The organism is Acinetobacter sp. 161(2023) (genome assembly GCF_037027805.1).
Classification (GTDB): Bacteria; Pseudomonadota; Gammaproteobacteria; order Pseudomonadales; family Moraxellaceae; genus Acinetobacter.
In genome coordinates, this window is record NZ_JAZEYD010000005.1 from 76,549 (window position 1) to 98,863 (window position 22,315).

Annotated in this window: 20 protein-coding genes and 1 pseudogene; 11 read left to right on the forward strand and 10 right to left on the reverse strand. The window is 38.8% G+C overall.

Annotated elements, in window-relative coordinates; genetic code table 11:
• Positions 1–379: 379 nt before the first annotated feature.
• A complete protein-coding gene (locus tag WA249_RS06020; protein WP_336167039.1) occupies positions 380–1,210 on the reverse strand; it encodes an inositol monophosphatase family protein in 831 nt (276 codons plus the stop codon).
• A gap of 118 nt (positions 1,211–1,328) precedes the next feature.
• Positions 1,329–3,233, reverse strand: a complete 1,905-nt coding sequence (gene dxs, locus WA249_RS06025) for a 1-deoxy-D-xylulose-5-phosphate synthase (RefSeq protein ID WP_336167041.1) — start codon at positions 3,231–3,233, stop codon at positions 1,329–1,331.
• Between the two features lie 303 nt (positions 3,234–3,536).
• Between dxs and ribA the strand changes: the two genes are divergently transcribed.
• From ribA to aroE, 3 genes are all read left to right on the forward strand, one after another.
• Complete coding sequence (gene ribA / locus WA249_RS06030) at positions 3,537–4,139, forward strand: GTP cyclohydrolase II (RefSeq protein ID WP_336167043.1); 603 nt, start codon at positions 3,537–3,539, stop codon at positions 4,137–4,139.
• Between the two features lie 129 nt (positions 4,140–4,268).
• Positions 4,269–5,219, forward strand: coding sequence for an oxygen-dependent coproporphyrinogen oxidase (gene hemF, locus WA249_RS06035; RefSeq protein WP_336167045.1), 951 nt, complete (start codon positions 4,269–4,271; stop codon positions 5,217–5,219).
• 180 nt (positions 5,220–5,399) lie between these two features.
• Positions 5,400–6,188 carry a shikimate dehydrogenase gene (gene aroE, locus WA249_RS06040; RefSeq protein WP_336167046.1) on the forward strand — a complete coding sequence of 263 codons (789 nt, stop codon included), beginning with the start codon at positions 5,400–5,402 and terminating at the stop codon, positions 6,186–6,188.
• Between the two features lie 47 nt (positions 6,189–6,235).
• Here aroE and WA249_RS06045 read toward each other — a convergent pair whose 3' ends face one another.
• Complete coding sequence (locus tag WA249_RS06045; protein WP_336167048.1) at positions 6,236–8,575, reverse strand: hypothetical protein; 2,340 nt, start codon at positions 8,573–8,575, stop codon at positions 6,236–6,238.
• 255 nt (positions 8,576–8,830) lie between these two features.
• Between WA249_RS06045 and WA249_RS06050 the strand changes: the two genes are divergently transcribed.
• Positions 8,831–10,654, forward strand: coding sequence for an acyl-CoA dehydrogenase C-terminal domain-containing protein (locus tag WA249_RS06050; RefSeq protein WP_016140081.1), 1,824 nt, complete (start codon positions 8,831–8,833; stop codon positions 10,652–10,654).
• Positions 10,655–10,727: 73 nt separating this feature from the next.
• On the opposite strand, the gene WA249_RS06055 is transcribed toward WA249_RS06050, so the two are convergent.
• Positions 10,728–11,375 (reverse strand): hypothetical protein, encoded by a 648-nt coding sequence (locus tag WA249_RS06055; RefSeq protein ID WP_336167303.1) that lies wholly within the window; start codon positions 11,373–11,375, stop codon positions 10,728–10,730.
• A gap of 250 nt (positions 11,376–11,625) precedes the next feature.
• On the opposite strand from WA249_RS06055, the gene WA249_RS06060 reads away from it, so the two are divergent.
• The gene (locus WA249_RS06060) at positions 11,626–11,880 is read left to right on the forward strand and encodes a PspC domain-containing protein (RefSeq protein WP_336167051.1); all 255 of its coding nucleotides are present in this window, start codon (positions 11,626–11,628) and stop codon (positions 11,878–11,880) included.
• A gap of 61 nt (positions 11,881–11,941) precedes the next feature.
• Here the strand turns inward: WA249_RS06060 and WA249_RS06065 are convergent, their stop codons facing one another.
• The 4 genes from WA249_RS06065 to WA249_RS06080 all read right to left on the reverse strand — a co-directional run bounded on the left by WA249_RS06065 (position 11,942) and on the right by WA249_RS06080 (position 15,763).
• Positions 11,942–13,042, reverse strand: coding sequence for an HPP family protein (locus WA249_RS06065; RefSeq protein WP_336167053.1), 1,101 nt, complete (start codon positions 13,040–13,042; stop codon positions 11,942–11,944).
• Between the two features lie 132 nt (positions 13,043–13,174).
• Entirely contained in the window at positions 13,175–13,972 is a 798-nt protein-coding gene (locus WA249_RS06070) for a TIGR03915 family putative DNA repair protein (RefSeq protein WP_336167054.1), read from the reverse strand.
• 2 nt (positions 13,973–13,974) lie between these two features.
• On the reverse strand, positions 13,975–15,237 hold the full coding sequence (locus WA249_RS06075; RefSeq protein ID WP_063097816.1) for a putative DNA modification/repair radical SAM protein: 1,263 nt from the start codon (positions 15,235–15,237) through the stop codon (positions 13,975–13,977).
• Positions 15,238–15,346: 109 nt separating this feature from the next.
• The gene (locus tag WA249_RS06080) at positions 15,347–15,763 is read right to left on the reverse strand and encodes a lysozyme inhibitor LprI family protein (RefSeq protein ID WP_336167057.1); all 417 of its coding nucleotides are present in this window, start codon (positions 15,761–15,763) and stop codon (positions 15,347–15,349) included.
• Between the two features lie 29 nt (positions 15,764–15,792).
• Here WA249_RS06080 and WA249_RS06085 point away from each other — a divergent pair, with 29 nt between their 5' ends.
• From WA249_RS06085 to WA249_RS06105, 5 genes and pseudogenes are all read left to right on the forward strand, one after another.
• Complete coding sequence (locus WA249_RS06085) at positions 15,793–16,218, forward strand: hypothetical protein (protein WP_336167059.1); 426 nt, start codon at positions 15,793–15,795, stop codon at positions 16,216–16,218.
• Positions 16,219–16,307: 89 nt separating this feature from the next.
• Complete coding sequence (glyQ, locus tag WA249_RS06090; protein WP_002044989.1) at positions 16,308–17,285, forward strand: glycine--tRNA ligase subunit alpha; 978 nt, start codon at positions 16,308–16,310, stop codon at positions 17,283–17,285.
• Entirely contained in the window at positions 17,285–19,354 is a 2,070-nt protein-coding gene (gene glyS / locus WA249_RS06095; protein ID WP_336167061.1) for a glycine--tRNA ligase subunit beta, read from the forward strand. Before glyQ ends, glyS begins: the two co-directional genes overlap by 1 nt.
• 88 nt (positions 19,355–19,442) lie before the next feature.
• Positions 19,443–19,916, forward strand: coding sequence for a hypothetical protein (locus WA249_RS06100; protein ID WP_336167063.1), 474 nt, complete (start codon positions 19,443–19,445; stop codon positions 19,914–19,916).
• Positions 19,917–19,924: 8 nt separating this feature from the next.
• A pseudogene (locus WA249_RS06105) lies at positions 19,925–20,095 on the forward strand (hypothetical protein); the annotation flags it as partial.
• A 52-nt stretch (positions 20,096–20,147) separates the two neighbouring features.
• Here the strand turns inward: WA249_RS06105 and WA249_RS06110 are convergent.
• The gene (locus WA249_RS06110; protein WP_336167067.1) at positions 20,148–20,432 is read right to left on the reverse strand and encodes a YciI family protein; all 285 of its coding nucleotides are present in this window, start codon (positions 20,430–20,432) and stop codon (positions 20,148–20,150) included.
• A 249-nt stretch (positions 20,433–20,681) separates the two neighbouring features.
• Here WA249_RS06110 and WA249_RS06115 point away from each other — a divergent pair, with 249 nt between their 5' ends.
• Positions 20,682–21,131, forward strand: a complete 450-nt coding sequence (locus tag WA249_RS06115) for a hypothetical protein (RefSeq protein WP_336167069.1) — start codon at positions 20,682–20,684, stop codon at positions 21,129–21,131.
• A 191-nt stretch (positions 21,132–21,322) separates the two neighbouring features.
• Here the strand turns inward: WA249_RS06115 and WA249_RS06120 are convergent, their stop codons facing one another.
• Positions 21,323–22,210, reverse strand: a complete 888-nt coding sequence (locus tag WA249_RS06120) for a DMT family transporter (protein ID WP_336167071.1) — start codon at positions 22,208–22,210, stop codon at positions 21,323–21,325.
• Positions 22,211–22,315: the final 105 nt, after the last annotated feature.

Here is a 22,315-nt window from a genome sequence, read left to right on the forward strand (position 1 = left end):
TTTTTAATAAATACAAAAAAATAGACATCGGCAAAAAGCGGCAAAGCAAAATTAGCTGAAACGTTTTTTCAGCAGCAATCCGAGTAACGACGATGTGGACTAAACGCACGCTTGATTACGGCCGAACCTGAAGAATCGCTGAGCGATTGGGGCGCAAGTAATGGTCCTCTCTATGGACAGCGTGCGCTTACAATGAATAGAACAGAATGTTCAGGTAATGAACGGAAATTTAAGTGCGTTGGCGGATTATAGCAGAAATAATTTAAAAGTCACCTGTTTTAATCAACTTTGTTCATATTTCTTGAATTAATTTAATTTACTCTTCATTTAAAACACAAAACCCTCTGATTAAAGAGGGTTTTATTTATAATAGGCTAAATTATTTTGCAGCTTTATCCCAAGCTGGAACAACAGTTTGCATTAAAGGTTTTAACATTTTAAGCGAACATGCAAGTACTTGACCATTTTCAAATGAGTTATTACCGCCACGCGCGTCAACAACTACACCGCCTGCTTCTTTAAGAATAAGTTCACCAGCAGCAATATCCCATGGCTTTAAACCAAGCTCAAAGAAACCATCAAAACGACCAGCAGCTACATATGCTAAATCTAGAGCAGCTGAACCGCCACGACGGATTTGCGCACCAGCTTCAGTAACCGCTAATAAAGATGCGAAATGCTGCTCTGCATAAGATACGATTTCGCCAGCACGTTTAGCGCGGTAAGGATGGCCTACTGCCAAGAATGTATTTTCTAAAGTATCTTTAACATTGGCACGAATACGGCGTTGATTCATAACTGCACCGCGACCACGGCTAGCAGAGAATAACTCATCACGTACTGGATCGTAGATTACGCCGTGTTGAGTAACACCTTTATGCTGAACTGCAATTGAAATACAGAAATGAGGGAAACCATTAATAAAGTTTTGTGTGCCATCAAGCGGGTCAATTACCCAGCACCACTCTGCATCATGGCCTTTGCCTTCTTGCAAACCAAACTCTTCACCTAAGAAGCTATGGTTTTTATAACTTTTACGTAACGTATCAATCGCTAACTGTTCTAAATAACGATCTACACGTGTTACCGGGCCATCAATGCCTTTCTCTTCAACTTGTAAATCGAGTTTATGACGATTTTGATGCGCTTTTAAAAGCTCTTGACCAACTGTTTGAGCCGCACGCGCAGCCATAACCACCATAGGTTCCATTGAACACCCACTAGACAAATTTGAAGATTTTGACAAAGAATAATGCATAAAAGCGCAGATATTTTAGCAAATATCTGCGCTTTTAGGGGGAAAATGTTTCAAAAATTTTATTGGAGGTTTAAACCACCTGATTTAGCTTAAGCCAAACTTTCTCAATTGAGCTCAAAATACCTTTAGCATCTAATCCACAATCTTGTAGCATTTGTCCGTGTGAAGCCTGTTGTAAAAACAAATCTGGCAAGCCTAAATTAATGATAGGTTTCACAATTTGTTCTTGTGCCATAAACTCATTGACAGCGCTACCCGCGCCACCCATAACGGCATGCTCTTCAACAGTGACAAATAAATGAGTGTGTTCAGCTAAATCACGAATCATTTTTTCATCAAGCGGTTTCACAAAACGCATATTTACAACACGCACACCCACATCATGTTTTTGTGCAAATTGTTCGGCAGCTTCTATGGCAACCATAACACGACTACCAAATGCCAAAATTGTAATCTGCTCATCACAAGCAGATTTAATTTCAGCAACGATTTCAGCTTTACCTAATTCAATAGCAATCAACTCTTGCTGAATTTCAACACCTACACCTGCACCACGTGGGTAACGCACCGCAGCTGGTCCATTATAGGCATAGGCTGTATGAAGCATCTGACGGCATTCGTTTTCATCTTTTGGCGCCATGATGACTAAATTTGGAACTGTACGCATGTATGCATAATCATATGCACCTGCGTGAGTTGGACCATCTTCACCAACCAAACCTGCGCGGTCAATGCCGAAAGTCACATCAAGGTTTTGCAATGCAACATCATGAATAAGCTGATCGTAACCGCGCTGCAAGAATGTTGAGTAGATTGCAACAACAGGTTTTAAGCCTTCACAAGCCATTCCTGCTGCAAGTGTTACTGCATGCTGTTCAGCAATTGCAACATCAAAAAATCTCTGCGGAAATTCTTTAGCAAATTGAACCATGCCTGAGCCTTCACACATCGCAGGTGTGATCGCAAGTAGACGCTCATCTTGTGCAGCTTCATCGCATAACCACTGACCAAACACATCAGAATATTTAGGCGGTGTTTTACCTGCTGAAGTCGCATTAATTTTGCTAATTGCATGGTAGGTAATCGGATCCACTTCTGCTGGAGTGAAACCTTTACCTTTTTTAGTATAGACGTGGACTAAACGTGGGCCTTTACGCTTCTTGAGAGCATTAAATACTTGAGCCAGTTGATTTACGTCGTGGCCATCGAATGGGCCAAAGTAATCGAAACCAATTGCTTTAAATAAATTATCTGCCGCATCTGTTGCTGATTGATGCAAACGAGAGTTATAAGTCCATTTTGGATGTGGCTGTATATATGCTTCGCCATCTTCGTTAACGTTAACTAAATGGCCTTTTTCCCAAATTGCAGCCAAATGTTTAGCAAAGCCGCCTGTGCTACAAGAAATTGACATGTCATTGTCATTCAGCACAACAATTAAATCAGCATTATGTGCAACAGCATCGTTCATGGCTTCAAACGCCATGCCTGCTGTCATTGCACCATCACCAACAATACAAACGACTTCACACGGGTCGTTTTGATAGCGACGTGCTAACGACATTCCCAAGCCAGCTGAAATTGCTGTTGATGAATGTCCTACGCCGAATGTATCGAAAACTGATTCTTCTCTGGCTGGAAATGCTGCTAAACCGTTTTTAGAACGAATCGTGGTCATTTGTTCACGACGACCTGTCAGCACTTTATGCGGATATGCCTGATGTCCTACATCCCAAACTAATCGGTCATTTGGTGTATTAAAGCAATAATGCAGCGCAACCGTCAGCTCAACCACGCCGAGATTAGCACCGAAATGGCCACCACTCTGGCCTGCTGCATATAAAATATATTGACGCAACTCATCAGCCACTTGAACCAATTGACTATGCTCGAGCTGACGTAATTGTTGAGGATGATCAATTGCATCTAACAATGGCGTAACAGGGCGTTGAGTTGGAATTTCGGTATACAACATATGTGGCAAAGCCTTTATAAGCCTGGCAAATCCTAAGCTGGGTCAAAATGGGTCGATCATACAATCGAATGAAGTCACCTTCAATCAGCCACATTTGCGAACGAGGTCATGCAAAGCAGTCTCTCATACATCATGGGTATGGTTGGCAGATTATCCTGAATAATCTGACTATTTATCAACTATTATCGTCATCTTTATACAAAAAAGAAAACCTTAGTGTGCAAAATGATTATGACAATTCGACCAATCTCCCAGCATTACGCTATACTTTAAACCGTTTTCGGTTAAAAGATGAGTTAATCTGTGCCTATAGAGTTCATTGCAACATCAAAACTCCCGACCGCTTTTGGTGAATTCAATATTTCTGTGTTTCAAGATCCAGTATCAGGTGAAGAACATGTGGCACTTTCTAAAGGGTTAGAAAATCCGCCTACAGGCCCTGTTTTGGTTCGTGTACATTCAGAATGTTTAACAGGTGATGCTTTTGCATCATTAAAATGCGACTGTGGTCCTCAATTGCAGGCAACTCAAAAGCTCATCAACGAAGCAGGCCAAGGCGTTATTTTATATTTACGTCAAGAAGGCCGTGGTATTGGGCTTACAAATAAAATTCGCGCCTATGCTTTACAAGATCAGGGTCATGACACCGTAGATGCTAATTTACTTTTGAATCTACCTGCCGATGCACGTCGTTACGACATGTGCAGCATCATGCTAGATCATTTAGAAGTAAAAGAAGTTAAATTAATTACCAATAATCCTTTGAAAATTCAGGCACTCAAAGATCAAGGCATTAATATTGTTGACCGCGTTCCATTAACAGTTGGACGCAACCCTTTTAATGAACAATATTTAAAAACCAAACGTGAACGTATGGATCACCTTTACCAGAAAGATGATTTTTAAAACAACATAAAAATTTTAAAAAACAATCATAAGGGATTTTTGATACATTTCTCAAAAATCCCTTACTTTTTTTATGGTTTTGTGTTTTGATGTACCTATCTCCTATCTCAATCATCTTTGAGGGTCACTATGCAACATCCGACTTCCACAGATATTCAACGTGTCCGCGAATTTCTCCTCGATTTACAAGCCCGCATATGTACTGGTTTAGAACAACAAGAAAAAGCTGGCGGCGGTACGAGTGAATTTATTATTGATGATTGGGAACGTCCGGAAGGTGGTGGTGGACGTTCACGAGTACTGCAAAATGGCACAGTGATTGAAAAAGGTGGTGTGATGTTCTCTCACATCAACATTAGTAAACTGCCTGCTTCCGCTACAGAAAGACACCCTCAAATTGCTGGTGCTAAAGCTCAAGCGCTTGGTGTTTCCTTAGTAATTCACCCTAAAAACCCGAATATTCCGACTTCTCATGCCAATGTACGTTTATTCGTTGCAGAGCCTGAAGGACAAGATCCAATTTGGTGGTTTGGCGGTGGTTTTGACTTAACACCGTTCTATCCAGATGAGCAAGATGTTATAGATTGGCATCAAGCCGCTCACGACTTGTGTCAGCCTTTTGGTGACCATGTCTACACTGAACATAAAAAATGGTGTGATGATTATTTCTATTTAAAACATCGTGATGAGCAACGTGGCGTTGGTGGTTTATTTTTTGATGATCTCAATGGCTGGGATTTCGAAACTTGCTTTAAATATATTCAAGCTGTAGGTAATGGCTATTTAAATGCCATTCTGCCAATTTTTGAAAAACATCGTGAACAGCCTTACACCGAAGCTCAACGTGAATTTCAGCTTTACCGTCGCGGTAGATATGTCGAATACAACTTAGTGTACGACCGCGGAACATTGTTTGGCTTACAAACAGGTGGACGTATCGAATCTATTTTAGTTAGCCTCCCTAACCTTGCAGGTTGGTCGTATCGCCCAGAATGGGATGAAGACTCTCCAGAGAAACGTTTAACTGACTATTACCTAAAACCACGTGACTGGTTAAATCTAAAAGAAAAAGTCGCTTAATTTTTTGCTTTTTGGAGATTCTTTGGCTTCCACCCTAGAGAATCTCCTTTTTTATTTTCAATTTTCTGAACCTCATTCAAATATTTTTTCTTATTCCAATTTGGCTTATAGTGAGGCCTGCTGAATATTCAGCACACGTTTTTAACTGCTTCATGCCATTTTAAAATTTTGGATATAAGAATGACCAAACAGTTTGCAGTAATTGGCAACCCAATCGAACAATCACGCTCTCCTGAATTGCATCATGCTTTCGCTCAAAAAACAGGTGTTGATCTCGACTATCAAAAACGTCTTGCCCCTCTTGATTGTTTTGAACCGAGTATGCGTAGTTTCTTTGCAAATGGTGGAAGTGGCATGAACGTTACCGTACCATTTAAAGAACAAGCTTTTGCTTTGTGTGATGTGTTAACCGAACGCGCTCAAATTGCGAAAGCGGTGAATACATTATGGATGCAGAATGGCAAATTGCACGGCGATAATACTGATGGCCAAGGCTTAGTAGCCGCAATTCAAGCCTTAGAGTGGAACCTAGAAAATACAAATATTTTAATTTTAGGGGCTGGCGGTGCAACTCGTGGTGTTATTTATCCATTGGTACAGGCTGGTGCTAAAAAGATAGTGATTGCAAACCGTACTCTCGCTCGTGCAGAGCAATTGGTAGATGACTTAAAAGCAGCAGTTCCTCAAGCTCAATTACAAGCAATTTCTCTAAGTGAGTTAGAAGGGAATTTTGACATTGTGATTAATGCAACTTCTGCAAGCCTTTCAGGTGACGCACTACAATTACCTGAAAAACTACAATTCAAATATGCCTATGAAATGGCTTATGGCAAGCCATCTAGCTTCCTTGAGCAAGCTAAACAACGCAATGTGCCATATTCAGAAGGTTTTGGGATGTTAGTGGGTCAGGCTATTGAAGCCTTCTATATATGGAATGGTGTGAAACCTGAATTAAAAGATTTTCTATAAAACAAAAAAGAACCTACTTAAAGTAGGTTCTTTTTTAACTACATTTATTATTTTTGGGTCGTAACCATCTGCTGATAAACATCTCGGAAAATCTCATAATCAATAAATTCATTATGTTCAGGTTTTAAATTCTGAATTGTTTTTTCCGTAAGTTGCTGTTTACGTGCAGCAGCATAGGCCTTACCTAAAATATCAGCTGTTTGTGATAACAATGGTTTTTCTTCAGCAGAAGCACCATTTTGTTGTTCAAATTTTAATTGATATTGTTTTGAGAAAAGCTGCTCAGGCTGCTTATATTGTTTCTGTAATTTTTGCCATGCTTCACGCCCTGCCTTACCTTGCATTGTTGTAATCACAATATGGTCCACAGCACGACCTAAATCATTATCAAATTGCTCTTCTTGCTCAAGATGATGCTTTTTCTGCAATGCTTCAATATGCTCTAAAGCCTTACCTTGAGGATTATAAGTTTCTTCTTCAGAGAACCAGTAAGCATAAACTTCAGCAATTTCTTGCAACTGTTGAACTGAATAATAATTAATATATGACGGTTTTTCGGCAGTCAATTTTGCAATAAACACAGCCTTATACGTTTTGTCATAGGCACGTGTTGCATCATAAGTTTGGTTAGCCAACAGTGCTAGGCTCGAATCTAAATCTTGTACATCGCTATGTGAACCAACTGGATGTTCAGAAACATCACTCTGTCCAAGTTTTTCACTAAAGCCTTTTACAAAGTTTTCAAATAGCGAACCTTTGCTTGCTTCAGCAACTGATTTAGCTTGTTTAAGCTGCTGTTGGTCAATTGAAGTGGCTTTACCATAATTTAAAATTTGCATGTCCGCTTTAATATTAAAGCGATGGTTAAATTCAGCTGGTGTATATGCAACATCGTAATCAGCATTTACTAAACGGCCTTTTTCATCGAGTCCAACATCAATCGTAATTGGATTTCTTTGTTTTGGTAAAGCTTGTTCAATCTCGGCTTTATGTTTTAACCATAAAACTTTAAATGCATCATCACTCACAAACTGGTTCTGATCATAAGCAGCAAAAGTTTGTTTTAGTGCAGCTCGACGAGCTTTAATCTGAGTTTTTTCAGTATTTACAGCGCTTCGATCAAGCACATCAATACCGTAAATTTGACAGTAATTAATATCACCTAAGGCAACTGGTTTCTTAAGAGTCTGTAATTCAACACACTGCTCTTCTGTAAGTGTAGCAACTTCTTCATCTTGTGCAGTTGGTTCAGCATCTGCTACAGCAGTATCCTCAGCTTGAGCTGAATCAGATGCCTCGTCTGCCACTTCTTCTTGAGCTGCACTCGCTTGTTCTTCATCACCTTCCTTAGAAGTCAATGTATTGCCAAAATGAGCATTAATGAGTGAATAAAGTTGCTGGCTGACTGCCGCTGCATCTTCAGAAGAAACCTTCTGTCCCTCAGCACTGCCCGCTTTTTTCTTAGCTTCCAAAGCAGCAAGTTCAGTTGCTATAGATTCAGCAATCTTTTGGTCGTCAAATCCTAAAACACTTTTTTGCAAATATTTTTCATTGACTTGACCATAGAGTTCCGATTGCAGCAATAACTCTTCAACCGTATCTTTTAATCGAATTTTCTCTACAATTCCGGCTTTACGCTCAGCATCACTAACGGATAAACGCTGTAAATTTTGTGGTTCAGCCAAACGGTAAGATACCGCGCTAGAAGCTTTCGCATATTCAATAAACTTCTTCATATCGACGTTTGTAAACAGATTTTTATACTTTGAAAAATCGACATAAGCTAAGTTGTTTTGATTTTCCTTATTGACCAAATAAGGCATTAATCCGAAATAATTAACGTAAAATTTATAATCTTTCAGATCAATGACCATTGGCAATTTTGCCTGCACCAACAAGGTCGGTTTCTCATATCTTGCAGTGAGATTAAAAGACCCCATTTTTTGACGATAATGAACTGAACCATCGTAACTAAATTGGAGATCATTTAATAAATTAATTAATACGGCATTTACTTTTTCTGAACGTGATTCGTCAGATACACCCGAAACAGATTGCTCATTTGCAATTGCGGCATAAAGCGCCTGCTTCTGTTTTTTATTCAAATTAGTTTTTTGTTCACGTAAATATTGATCTACTTTTTTTTGCACTTCAGCGTCAAGTTGAGCCGTTTTCACTACAGAACTATTTTTCTTAGGCTGATTTGAATCAACATTAACTTTAAAATGCCCACGGTAGTCATAGCTTGGGTATTCATACATTGCATTCATACCCTGAATGACTTTTTGATCTAAGTTGGCAGATGCCGCTGATGGACGTAGGTTATGCTGCGCGCACGCGGTCAAACCCAAACTAAATAAACATAAACTGAGATATTTTAAATGCATAACCTTTTTTAAAACCTTATAGCTTTATCTTTTTAGCAAAACTTGCTAAAAATAAAAAATAGTTGTTTTTTCACATAAAAGTATAAGTCCTGAATGTAGCAGAAAATGTATTTTCAGGTGTATTTATTTTCGACAAAATTCGCTTTTCTGACATTTCTTTCGGATGTGATTATCATTGTATTTTTATCAAGTGAGTGAATAATCAAATCATCGATTCAGATAATCCCACAATGATTCAAAATTAGGATTAAAGCCATGCCAGCATATAAAGCCCCGCTACATGATATTCGTTTCTTAATGAATGAAGTATTAGATTACCCTGCTCACTATAAAACTTTATCAAATGGTGAAAATGCAGACCCAGATACCGTTGATATGATTCTTGAAGGTGCGGCAGATTATTGTGAAAACGTATTGTCGCCACTTAACCAATCTGGTGATGAAGAAGGTTGCCATTTTGACAACGGCGAAGTCACTACGCCAAAAGGCTTTAAAGAAGCTTATGACCAATTCGTAATGGGCGGTTGGCAAGGTCTTTCTTACCCAGAAGAATTTGGTGGTCAAGGTCTGCCAATGTCATTAAATCTGATTAAATCGGAAATGATGGGTACGGCAAACTGGTCATTTACGATGTACCCTGGCTTAAGTTCAGGTTGTATGAATACCATCTTGCAATTCGGTACCGATGAGCAAAAACAAACCTATATGCCGAAACTTGTTGAAGGAACTTGGAGCGGCACAATGTGCTTAACCGAACCTCAATGTGGTACAGATTTAGGGCAAGTTAAAACTAAAGCTGAACCTCAAGCAGATGGCACTTATAAAATCTCTGGTACAAAAATCTTCATTTCTGCCGGTGAACATGACTTAACTGAAAATATTATTCACATCGTACTTGCACGTCTTCCAGATGCGCCTGCTGGTACTCGTGGTATTTCATTATTTATCGTACCTAAATTCATCCCTACTGCTGACAGCGGTATCGGTGAACGTAATGCAGTGACTTGTGGTTCAATCGAACACAAGATGGGCATCCGTGCTTCTGCTACTGCCGTGCTGAACTTTGATAATGCAACTGGTTATTTAATCGGTGAAGTGAACAAAGGCCTACATGCAATGTTTACCTTCATGAACACAGCACGTATTGGTACTGCTGTTCAAGGTATTGCGCACGCCGAGTTATCTTTCCAAGGTGCGCTACCTTATGCGAAAGATCGTATGTCTATGCGTGCGCTTTCAGGCAAGAAAGATCCAGACAAAGTTGCTGATGCAATTATTCATCATGCTGACGTGCGTCGCCTGTTGTTGACTCAAAAAGCAATTGCTGAAGGTGGCCGTTCAATGATCTATCATGCTGCAAAACTTGCAGACAAAATGACAGATGCATTAACTCGTGGCGATCAAGCTGCTTATGAAGACTACGATGACAAACTTGGTTTCTACACCCCAATTTTGAAAGGTTTCTTGACTGAACTTGGTTTAGAAGCAGCAAACAACGGTATGCAAGTTTACGGCGGCCATGGCTACATTAAAGAATGGGGCATGGAACAAATCGCTCGTGATGCTCGTATTTCAACGTTATACGAAGGTACAACAGGCATTCAAGCACTTGACTTGATTGGCCGTAAAGTATTGCTTAGCTCAAAAGGCAAAGTGGTTCGTGACTACACTGCTGAAATCTTAAAATTCTGTGCTGCGCATGCACGCAATAAATACTTACGTCGTTTTGCTTGGGACTTAACTAAGCTTTGTGCTCAGTGGAATACTTTAACTGTTCGTATCATGCTTGCTGCACGTAAAGACCGTGACATCGTATCTTCTGCTTCTGTAGACTTTTTAATGTTCTCTGGTTACGTGATGATGGCTTACTTCTGGGCTCAACAAGCAGTCATTGCTTCTGAGAAACTTGAAGCCGGTGACGGTGCAGAAACACCTGAATTCTATAAAGCAAAAATCAAAGTTGCAGACTTCTACTTTGACCGTATGTTGCCTCGTACCCAAGGTCATGCAGAGTCAATGGTGACCACCTCTCGCACATTAACATCATTACCAGTTGAACACTTCAGCTTCGACTACTAATGATTTTTAAATAGAGAAACAAAAAGAGCGCAATTCATATTGCGCTCTTTTTTATTCAAGTAAGATTAAATATTTATTCTTTAGTTAAAACATAAGCTTTGTTTGGAACAAAATAGTTTTGCTCTAAAAATTCACGATTTTTTCCATAATCGCTATAAAACAGTTTTTCCAGATTTATAACCAATTTTTTGTTTGAATCAAAATTAAAATAAAAATTAACTTTAGATAAAGGACATTGAATCGTTAACTCATGCTCTTTTTCATCTACCTTCCAATTTAAAGAAGGACACAATTGATTTACAGCGGCACTTTTAGCCCCATCTTTACTTCCCACGCGGCCAAAATGAATAACATTCCAATAAGCCGATCCATTGGGTAATAAATTTAAAATGTATTCTGCTTCGCCCGACTCACAATCAGCAAACGCATCTTCACATGAAATTCGGGTGTGATATCGCCCGACATATTGCAATAAGGTTCCGCTCAATTTTTTGGTTTGATCTAAATTTTCTTCAGGTAAAAAAGTACGCCCTGCCACATAATCTAATGTTTTTGTAGATGTACTATTTTTAATTAAATTTTCTTCATTCGTAGAATTAGAGCTGGCATTAGAGTGATCTTTTGAGTTGGTATGGTTTACGTCGCAAGCACTCAGTGTCAGGCACATCATAGCCCCTACAACTAAATGCTTAACTAAGAACCTAGACCGCTTCAAAGACATATACATTATTCACAGATAACAGCAATAGCCATGTTTATATTCATTTCAGGCGCTAATCACTTGCTGTAATAAACCTTTAAGCCCTGAAAAGGTGCATTTTAGTTGATGTTGGTTTCCTTCATTCCAATCCTTTACATATTTTAACCATTTTACTTTTAAAAGGACTTTAAACCTTATATTTCGCCACCATATTTTTATTAAACAAGAGTTCAATAGCTTCTTGTAATTATTTATCTTTAAGGAGAATTAGATGGCCAATTCTGGTTTATATCGCTCGAACCGACATAGCATGATCGCCGGTGTAATGGGTGGTATTGCTGAACGTTTTGGTTGGAACGTGACTTTATTACGCATCATTTTTGTTTTGATCTCAGTTATGAGTGCGGCCTTTCCAGGAATTTTAGTTTACTTAGTTTTATGGTTAGTCATTCCGAAAAAACAGCCAGAGCATATTGAAGGCTATCGTCCCTCCGTTCGAACTGTACATGAAGAACAAACACATTAATTAACTTTGGTCGCTACGGTTGCATCCCCTAATCAACCGTAGCTTTTTTTTATTCTTAAAATTATAGCTTTCTATTTAACTGTTGCTGTAACGCAGCAATCATATCTGCACGACTAATTATTCCAATGAGCTTACGCTCTTCAACCACAGGAATATAGTTAAACGACTTTTCAACAAAGTAAGGCACCAAATCTTGAATAGGTTGAGTTGGCAGTACCGTGACCACTCGACGACTCATGATTTGTTTTACATAATGTTGCCAAGAGTTTCTTGGATCAGCTGCGCCTTTGAACCACTCCACGACTTCATATAACGCTAAAGTTCCTACCAAATGGTTTTCTGCATTTACTACAGGTAGGCTCATCAAGTTCACTTGTTTAAACTTATCTAATGCCTGATGAATATCATCATCTTCATGTAGTTTGATGACATCACGGCTCACAATATCCTGACAGGTATATTGATTTACTATTCGTTCATTGGCATGTTCTTGAGCTTCTAAAATGATCTTTTCTAAGTCGTACTGACTAATATCTAAAAGCTCAGTGTGATGCCCTAATGCATACTCAATATCTTTCGGCTGAATAGATACTTTTTGAGTCGGTGTAGGGTCTTTACTGCGGTCATTAAAATGAGCAGTAACCGGATAATGCCGCCCAATTAATCTATTAAAAAAGACGGCGAAACCGAGTAAAAGAAGCGAGTTGAGTAAAACTGGATAAAAAATAAAATAAAATCCTAATTTATGAATTGCCGCCCCACCTAATACAGCCGTAATGGCTACAGCGCCACTCGGTGGATGTAAAGAGTCGGTGGTCATCATTAAAAATATGGCAAAGCCCACTGCGACACTAAAAGCGGTGGTTAAATCAGGAATCCACTGCGCACAGGCAACACCAATAATTCCAGCTAAGGTATTACCAACAATCACATTCCATGGTTGAGCCAAAGGACTGGTCGGCACAGCAAACAATAGAACAGATGAGGCGCCCATTGGGGCGATGTACCAAGCATTAATTCCACCCAGAACATACCAGCTAATTAAGGAAGAAATTGCTAAACCACACAACGCTCCAATACCACAAAGTAATCGTTCCTTTAAAGGTAAAACCTTAAAATTTGGCTTTAAAATCTGTAGCCATTCTCGCTGTATAACACTCACAGTACACCTTTGGGGATATGCCGTTATTTATAACGGGCAAAAGTATACGCCCAAAGTCACATAAAATGCATTTAAATTATACCTTTTAAGAATAAGAAAACTTGCTGAACTATTTTTTATGATTTTAACACTTTAATATTCCATCAATTTTTCATTTAAGTAACGCCAGTAACGTTTTGGTAAATATTGCACATGAAGTTTTATATTTTGGCGTTCAGTAATATTAACGCTGTTAAAATAATCTTTCCAAAGCTGGTCATACAAAACTTCTTGCTCGTCTAACTCAAGCTGAAAGCTTTGACTCATTCCATTTTTTAAATTACGGTCAACTTTTGAGGCTTCGAGTGAAACTTCATGTATTTTACGTAAATCATAATAAATTCCAAACTTACGTTTCTCATCATAAATCAGCCAACGTTGATCTTGATACCGCCGTTTAAAATGAGGCTGAATAAGCGGTAAAACATTAAAATCAGGACGTACTAAACTCAAAAAAAGCTCATCTTTGGTTTTCTTAAACCGAATAAAAGCTTCCATTCGATGCTTCTCTCGCCCGACCTTTTTCGTCCACTGCGCAATCGCTAAAACACTTAGATGTGAATAATCTTTTTCTACGGAAAAATGACTAGTAAACACATAAATACAATAATTAAATAAATGCTGATAGGCGTCTAAAGATTCAGATAAATAAGCAAAATAAAATTGTTTTAACGAAGAAGATGAAAGCTTTTTTTGCAGTGCGGACCAAACACGCTCGGCATACTGCTCATTATTTGCAACCTCAATTTTATCGGCAAATAAGCCATGTTGTGCAGCATCATTTAAACAGAGCCTGACCTGTAATTCTTTAAATTGAAATGCACGAAAAACACAGCTCAGCAGCCCCACCATTGAACCATCAAAATAGTAAGCTACTTCATTATTAAACATGGCTAAAACCCAAGGCTTAATTGTGGTGAAAGCTGTTGCACATATTTCGAGGAACCCTGCGTTAAAATCTGTTGCCGAATGTAGCCAGAAGATAGTTCCTTTTGGAATTTTGGACTGTCTTCACAGCGAATAAAGAATTTTGCACGCTGATAAGCTACGCCGAGTTTTTTAAGTAAATCGATATGGATTTTTCCAAAACGGCGAGCCTGCACAATTTTTTTAGCCGATTTAACCCCAATGCCTGGCACACGCAAAATCATTTGATAATCGGCACGATTTAAATCTACTGGAAACTGTTCAGGATGCCTTAACGCCCAGCTTAATTTCGGGTCTACATCCAGATCTAAGTTTGGGTGTTTTTCATTGACGATTTCATTGACCTGAAAACCATAAAAACGCATCAGCCAATCGCTTTGATAGAGTCGGTTTTCCCGTAGTAATGGCGGTGCAGAACCCACTGCTGGCAAGTAATTATTTTCAGTATTAATTGGGATATAGCCCGAAAAATAGACGCGTTTGAGTTTAAATTCTTTATAGTGTTTGTCTGCCATAAACAAGACATCTTGGTCTGACTCTTGATGAGCACCCACCACCATTTGGGTAGTTTGCCCTGCTGGTACATATTTCGGTACATGCTTAATGATTTGGCGTTCATCTTTAAGCTGAATAAGTCTGTCACGGACCAAACCTAAATCTTTTTGTACTTCCTGATGTGATTTTTCTGGTGCAAAAGTTTTTAGGCCAACCTCGGTCGGCATCTCTAAATTAATACTCATACGGTCAGCATATAAACCTGCTTCATGAATCAGTTCAGGCGATGCCCCTGGAATGGTTTTTAGGTGAATATAGCCATTAAAATTTTCTTCAAGGCGCAACTTTTTCACAACTTGAAGCATACGTTCCATTGTATGATCCGCCGATTTAAAAATGCCCGAGCTTAAAAATAAGCCTTCGATATAATTACGGCGGTAAAAATTAATGGTTAAATCGACGACCTCTTGTACCGTAAATGCCGCACGCTGAACGTCATTAGAACGACGTGAAACACAGTAGGCGCAGTCAAAAATACACACATTACTAAATAGAATTTTTAAGAGAGATACACAACGCCCATCTTCAGTATAGCTATGACAAATTCCTGAATGGCTGGCATCACCTAGGCCTTTGTCTTTATTTTTACGGTCACTGCCACTTGATGAACAAGACACATCATATTTGGCAGCATCGGCAAGAATCTGTAGTTTTTCTCGAATGCGATCAGACATATCAAACGACTCATTTATGGCATCGTTTAAAAAATATCATTTTGTATTCTTAAATTTAATCCAGTGAAGGACGCTAAGCGTCATGAGGTGACGTTTAAAATAATCCGTCTTAATTAACGTATCCTTCAAGTTGCTTTACACGCGCTGCATACTCTTGCATTGGGCAATACGAATACATCGGTGAGCCAATGTATGAACCGGCATTACTACATTCCTGATCGACATAAGCTTTCCAAAGTCGCTGAGATTTTAAAATATCTTGGTAACGTTCTGGCTGTTTGTATTCTTCGCTTTGTGTACGAATTTGATCAATGAGAGCAACAATTTTTTCTTCATAAGTCTTTTTAGCTTGTTCAGAACAACTATGCACAACCATGTTGTTAATACTTTCAAGCTGCATTTCCTTAATGGTCTGATCTACACATTGGTTGTATTCATCTTGCTCATCAGTAGTAGTTTGTGCATATAGCCATGGACTATAGAAAAGGCTGGATAAAACAATAAGCTTGCAGCAAAATTTCAGCATAATTAATTCTCAATTCTATAATTCTTAATATGCTTCAATATAACAAAAAAACGCTTATTCACGCACTTGCGCTTGTACCCATCCCATTGCTGAGTTTATCTGCCTTAGCGGTAATGACATTAAGTGTTGAATTTAGCCTTTATTCGATTGGAGTTATTTTACTAGCCCATTTCTTGTTTTATTTACTTTTTTATGGCCTTCTGGTTATTCCATTCACGTATATCATTTCCTATTTTCTCGCCCGTAAAAATCGGTTAAATCTGATGAGTATTTTCATCAGCTCAACTGCGATCTGGATTTTGGTTAGTCCGATTGCACGTTTGATTTTTGTCGGATCATTCCCTTCTCCTTGGTGGCATATTTATAAGATTTACAGTTTTTATCTCATGATTTTATTTACCAGCTTTTGCTACTGGTTAAGCTTGCAGTGGCTAAGCTGGAAACAAATAGGCTAATCGCGCATTCCTTTGATTAAGCCTTTGCCACTCCCCCACAAAATCCTTATACTTAGGGGCAATTTTTCTCATAAATTCGTGGATGCTACATGAGTCGCGCCATCTCGCACATTGATACATTTCAGGGCTTAATTCTTGCCCTACAAAACTATTGGGCCGAACAAGGCTGCGTCGTACTACAACCTTACGACATGGAAATGGGCGCTGGAACATTCCACACCGCAACATTCTTACGTGCTTTAGGGCCTGAGACTTGGAACGCGGCATACGTTCAACCTTCACGTCGTCCAAAAGATGGTCGCTATGGTGAAAACCCGAACCGTTTGCAACACTACTACCAGTTCCAAGTAGTACTTAAGCCAAATCCAGACAACATCCAACAGCTCTATCTTGATTCTTTAAAAGCAATCGGGATCGATACGCTTACTCACGACATCCGCTTCGTAGAAGACAACTGGGAATCTCCGACGCTAGGTGCTTGGGGCTTAGGTTGGGAAGTTTGGCTTAACGGTATGGAAGTGACTCAGTTCACTTACTTCCAACAAGTCGGTGGTGTTGAATGTTACCCAGTAACAGGCGAAATCACTTACGGTTTAGAACGTCTTGCGATGTACCTTCAAGGTGTTGATTCGGTTTATGACCTTGTTTGGACGAAAGGCCAATTTGGTACTGTGACTTACGGTGACGTATTCCATCAAAATGAAGTTGAGCAATCGACTTATAACTTTGAATACGCTCCAGTTGAAAAACTATTTGAACTGTTTGATTTTTACGAATCAGAAGCAAACCGTTTGATTGAAGCAAAACTTTCTCTTCCTGCTTATGAGCAAGTTGTTAAAGCATCTCATACCTTTAACTTGCTTGATGCACGTGGCGCAATTTCTGTGACTGAGCGTCAACGTTACATTTTACGTGTACGTACTTTAGCGCGCGCTATTGCACAAAGTTATGTACAAGCACGTGCAGAGCTTGGCTTCCCAATGGCAGAACCACACTTACGTGATGAAGTATTGGCACAGCTAAAAGCACAAGCTGAAAGTGAAGCAGCAAAGGCGGAGAAAAACTAATGAGCAAACATACTGTTTTATTCGAACTTGGCTGTGAAGAGCTTCCACCGAAAAGCTTAAAAAACTTACGTGATGCATTACAGGCAGAAACGGTAAAAGGCTTAAAAGATGCTGGCTTAAATTTCGCATCTATCGAAGCTTATGCAGCTCCACGTCGTTTAGCACTTAAAATTGTTGATATCGACGCTGCTCAAGCTGATACACAAAAACGTTTTGACGGTCCTGCTGTTCAAGCGGCTTATGATGCAGAAGGTAAACCGACTAAAGCACTTGAAGGCTTTATGCGTGGTCAAGGTATTACAGTTGATCAGCTTTCTACTTTCCAAGCAGGTAAAGTTGAAAAAGTTTGCTATTTAAAAGATGTGAAAGGTCAAAGCCTTGATGCTTTACTTCCACAGATTTTACAAACTGCGCTAGATAACTTACCAATTGCTAAGCGCATGCGTTCTGCGGCAAGCCGTACCGAATTTGTACGTCCAGTGAAATGGGTTCTTTTACTCAAAGACGACCAAATTGTTGACGCAACTATTCAAGATCATAAAGCTGGCAATGTGACTTATGGTCACCGTTTCCATGCACCTGAAGCTGTGACTTTAGCGCATGCAAATGACTACTTAGCTGCTTTAGAAAAAGCTTACGTTGTTGCGAACTTTGAAAAACGTCAAGCAACCATTCAAGAACAAGTGAAAAAGTTAGCTGATGAAGTTAACGCGACTGCGATTGTTCCAGCTGATTTACTTGATGAAGTAACAAGCCTCGTTGAATGGCCAGTTGCTCTTCGTGCAAACTTTGAAGAGCGCTTCCTTGCTGTTCCTCAAGAAGCACTCATTACAACGATGCAAGACAACCAGAAGTATTTCTGCTTGATCAATAGCGAAGGTAAATTACAACCTTACTTCATTACTGTTTCAAATATTGAGTCTAAAGACCCGATTCAAATTATTGAAGGTAATGAAAAAGTTGTTCGTCCTCGTTTATCTGATGCTGAATTCTTCTTCTTACAAGATCAAAAGCAACCGCTTGCATCTCGTAAAGAAAAACTAGCAAATATGGTATTCCAAGCACAACTTGGTACGCTTTGGGATAAATCAACACGTATTGCAAAACTTGCAGTTGCGTTGTCTCCGATCACTGGTGCCAACACAACCGATGCTGAAAAAGCTGCATTACTTGCTAAATGCGACTTAACCTCAGAGCTTGTTGGTGAATTCCCAGAACTTCAAGGTATTGCGGGTACTTACTACGCGCGTATTGAAGGTGAAAATACTGAAGTTTCAGAAGCTTTAGGTGAGCAATATTTACCAAAATTTGCTGGTGATGTTTTACCAAAAACCAAAACAGGTACAACGATTGCCCTTGCTGACCGTTTAGATACCCTTGTTGGTATTTTTGGTATTGGACAAGCGCCAACAGGTTCTAAAGACCCGTTTGCTCTTCGCCGTTCAGCAATTGGTATCTTACGTTTAATCATTGAAAATGAATTAGATGTAACAATTGAAGAGCTAGTTAATCTTGCACTTCAAGGTTATGGCGACATCGTTAAAGACCACGACAAGACTCTTGCTGATGCTGTTGCATTCTTGGAAGGTCGTTACCGTGCTAAGTACGAAGACCAAGGTGTTGCTGTTGACGTACTTCAAGCTGTTCAAGCACTTGCACCGAAGTCTCCACTTGATTTTGACAAGCGTGTAAATGCTGTAAACCACTTCCGCGCTCTGCCTGAAGCTGCTGCACTTGCTGCTGCAAACAAACGTGTTGCTAACATTCTTGCAAAAGAAGCTGCACCAGAAGGTTCCGTAGTCGAAGCGAACTTGGTTGAAGATGCTGAAAAAGCATTATTTGCTGAGCTTCAAGCAGTTACTCCAGTAGTTGAGCCATTACTCGCGGCAAAAGACTACACAGCTGCACTTTCTAAGCTTGCAGCACTTCGCGCGCCGATTGATGCATTCTTTGATGGTGTAATGGTAATGGCGGATGATGCTGACCTGAAAGCAAACCGTTTACGTTTATTGGCTCAGTTGCGTAACTTGTTTACTGCTATTGCTGATGTGAGCGTGTTGCAGGGTTAAGTATTTATAATACTTGATCTTTAAAATAAACCCCGCTATAAAATTAGTGGGGTTTTTTAATATTAAAAATAAATCAGCAGTCATCATAATGAATACCTCTTCAATTAAAAATTTTTACCGTATAGATGCTTACCTTGTGCTTTGCCACACGCTTTTGCTGGCATTCGGTTATGGCCTATGGAAGCTATATCCTCATATACAGACCAAACCAGATATGAGCGGCCTATTCTTTATGATTATCTCTATTTTGGGTGGTTTTGCAGGGCTGATTACGCTAGCTGTGTCTCTGCCTCGTTTAGATCGTTCTGTTCGTAATTTATCAGTGAATAAATTTGTTTTGGCTCTGCTGTATTGGATTTCTAGTACCATTATTTTTGTGCTATTTGGCATTAGCAAATTCTTCTTCAATAATCCGCTCATTTTGCTGTTTTTTGTTTTGGTTTTTTTCAGCAGTGTTTATCTTTCGGTGATCCGCCTTGCAGATATGCGTAAAAAAGACTGGCTGATCTTAAGCGGAATTTTTGGAGCTATTGGGCTGTGCTTCTTTTTACCTAAGCTTTAAAAAACGGTTTAAGCAAAAATGCTGAGCTTGTAGTGCCTTACTCATATAACAATACCTTCTTTGATGGCGTAATGGTAATGGCAGATGATGCTGACCTGAAAGCAAACCGTTTACGTTTATTAGCTCAGTTGCGTAACTTGTTTACTGCTGTGGCTGATCTGAGTGTATTGCAGGGTTAATTAGCTCATTATTAAATAAAGGGATCTTTTATAGATCCCTTTATTTTTTGAGTTAAACAAATGCTTTAATTTCTTCTAAACTTTTCGATGGCTCAAACCACATAAAATCATAATCAGCCACATCATGAATATAAAACGGATCATTTTTCATAATTTCTTCAGCTTCTTGAATCGAAGAGCTTAAAACTAAAATCACTCCACCTACCCTATTTTCTCGACGCCCCGATGCCAAGAATTTCTTCTGTTCATAGAAATTATCTAAAAATGCAATATGCTCTTTGAGTACAGCATCAACTTCGGTTAATGGTTTTTTATAGGTCAAGGTAACAACAATCATCTCATTCTCTTAAAGCAAGTAGCGTATGACATAACATCAATCTACAGATCTTTGAATTATCTATAGCTTATTCAATAGTACGCCTATTCCCCCAATAACAGAATAGCTAAAGCGTCCTTACTTTTTTATTTTGCTATCTATTAAAAGTATTTTGCATATATAAGTCGTTATAATAATTTGATATTTTCAAAAAATATCGTTATAAGTCTGCGGGGTTTATCACTTAATATCATCTAGAGTCATAAATAAATGAAGAAGAATATTTTATTACTTGTTATTTCTATCTTATCAGTTGGACAAATGGCCTGTTCTATAAATCCTCGTCGGATCACTTTACCTGACACTACAAATCCACCCGCTATAGAAAAGATTAATATAGTTGGAATGTCTCGAAATGAATTTCTAAATAAATTTCATCCACCTGTAGTAAGTAGACTCATTGGTGATAAAAGGGTAGATACGATCACTTCCTATAAAATTAATAATAAACCAAAAGCATATGGAGTAGCTTTATATAACGGCTTAATAGCGAATATAATCCTATCGACACTACATAATGTAATGCCGAGTAAATTACCGCTCGATTCCGTGGACGAAGCGGTATCAATCTCAGACTCAGTACTAAACAGAGAGAAAATAGTAATTGAGATTACATATGATTCTTCTAGTCATATCGAAAAAGTTGAAAGAGTTGAATAATTTAATTTTAAATATTAATTTCTGACTACGACTCAACTTTCTCAGGGTGGAGTAATCAAAGTAAATTCTAAAAATTATTGAGACATGCTGATTTAGGTATTTATTTTTTAATGAAATTAACACCCTCATTTTAAAATCAGCTCTCAATAACTATAATATTAAATTACTATCTGTTGAGTTGGATGAAAGAATTATTTTTTCCAATTCATCCACACCAAACTCCCCACAATAATCACTCCACCTAGCAACACCATCATTGATGGTTTCTCATTTAAGAAAACAACGGCTAAACTCATTGCAACAATGGGCGAGCAATACAAAAAATTCGATGCAATCGTTAACGGCATATTTTTAAGTACATATCCCCAAAGTACATAAGCCATCGCACTTGGGAAAATACCCAACAAGATAACCGACATATTGGCCTGCCAAGTCGCATGTAAAATCTCATCAGGCAAATGAGCACTATAAAATAGTAAAGGAAGAGTGCCGAACCAGATGATGTAGCACATCATGCTCAAGGCATCATAATTTAAAGCAAATTTCTTATATAAATTAAAGTACAGACCCCATGCAATTGCAGCTAAAACAATTAATAAACTATAAGGACTTGGCACACCAAAACCATGATCTCCACTGACCACCAATACGGCGCCACAAAGTCCAAGCAAAATACATAACCATTGTTTGAAACCGATTTTTTCTTTAAAAAGCAAAGCTGAAATAATAAAGGTAAATAGCGGAATAGATTGACTCAAGATGCTGGATGCAACCGCACTCACATATTGCTGTCCCGTATTTATAAGCAAATGATGTAGCGTTACAGAGAAAAATCCTAATACGCCAAGCGCAGGAATATCTTTCCACTTTAAAGGCTGAATTCCTTTTTTCATAATCAGTAAAAATAAGAAAACCGATGCAATTAAAAAACGGAGCAAGGCAATATGCTGCGGCGTATATGAATGCAGCGCACTATGTACGCCTATAGGTGAATAGCCCCAACAAAAGACGGTCACAGCAATACATACATAGAGCTTAACTGCGGGAGGCTGGGTTTCGGCAGCAAGAGAAATTGCCATGGTAAATCTGCACTAATGAAATGTTACTCTTTAATGATATGCGCATGGATAGTTGAATAAAATTAACTTATATTGAGTTTAATATTCATTAAAAGTGAATGATTG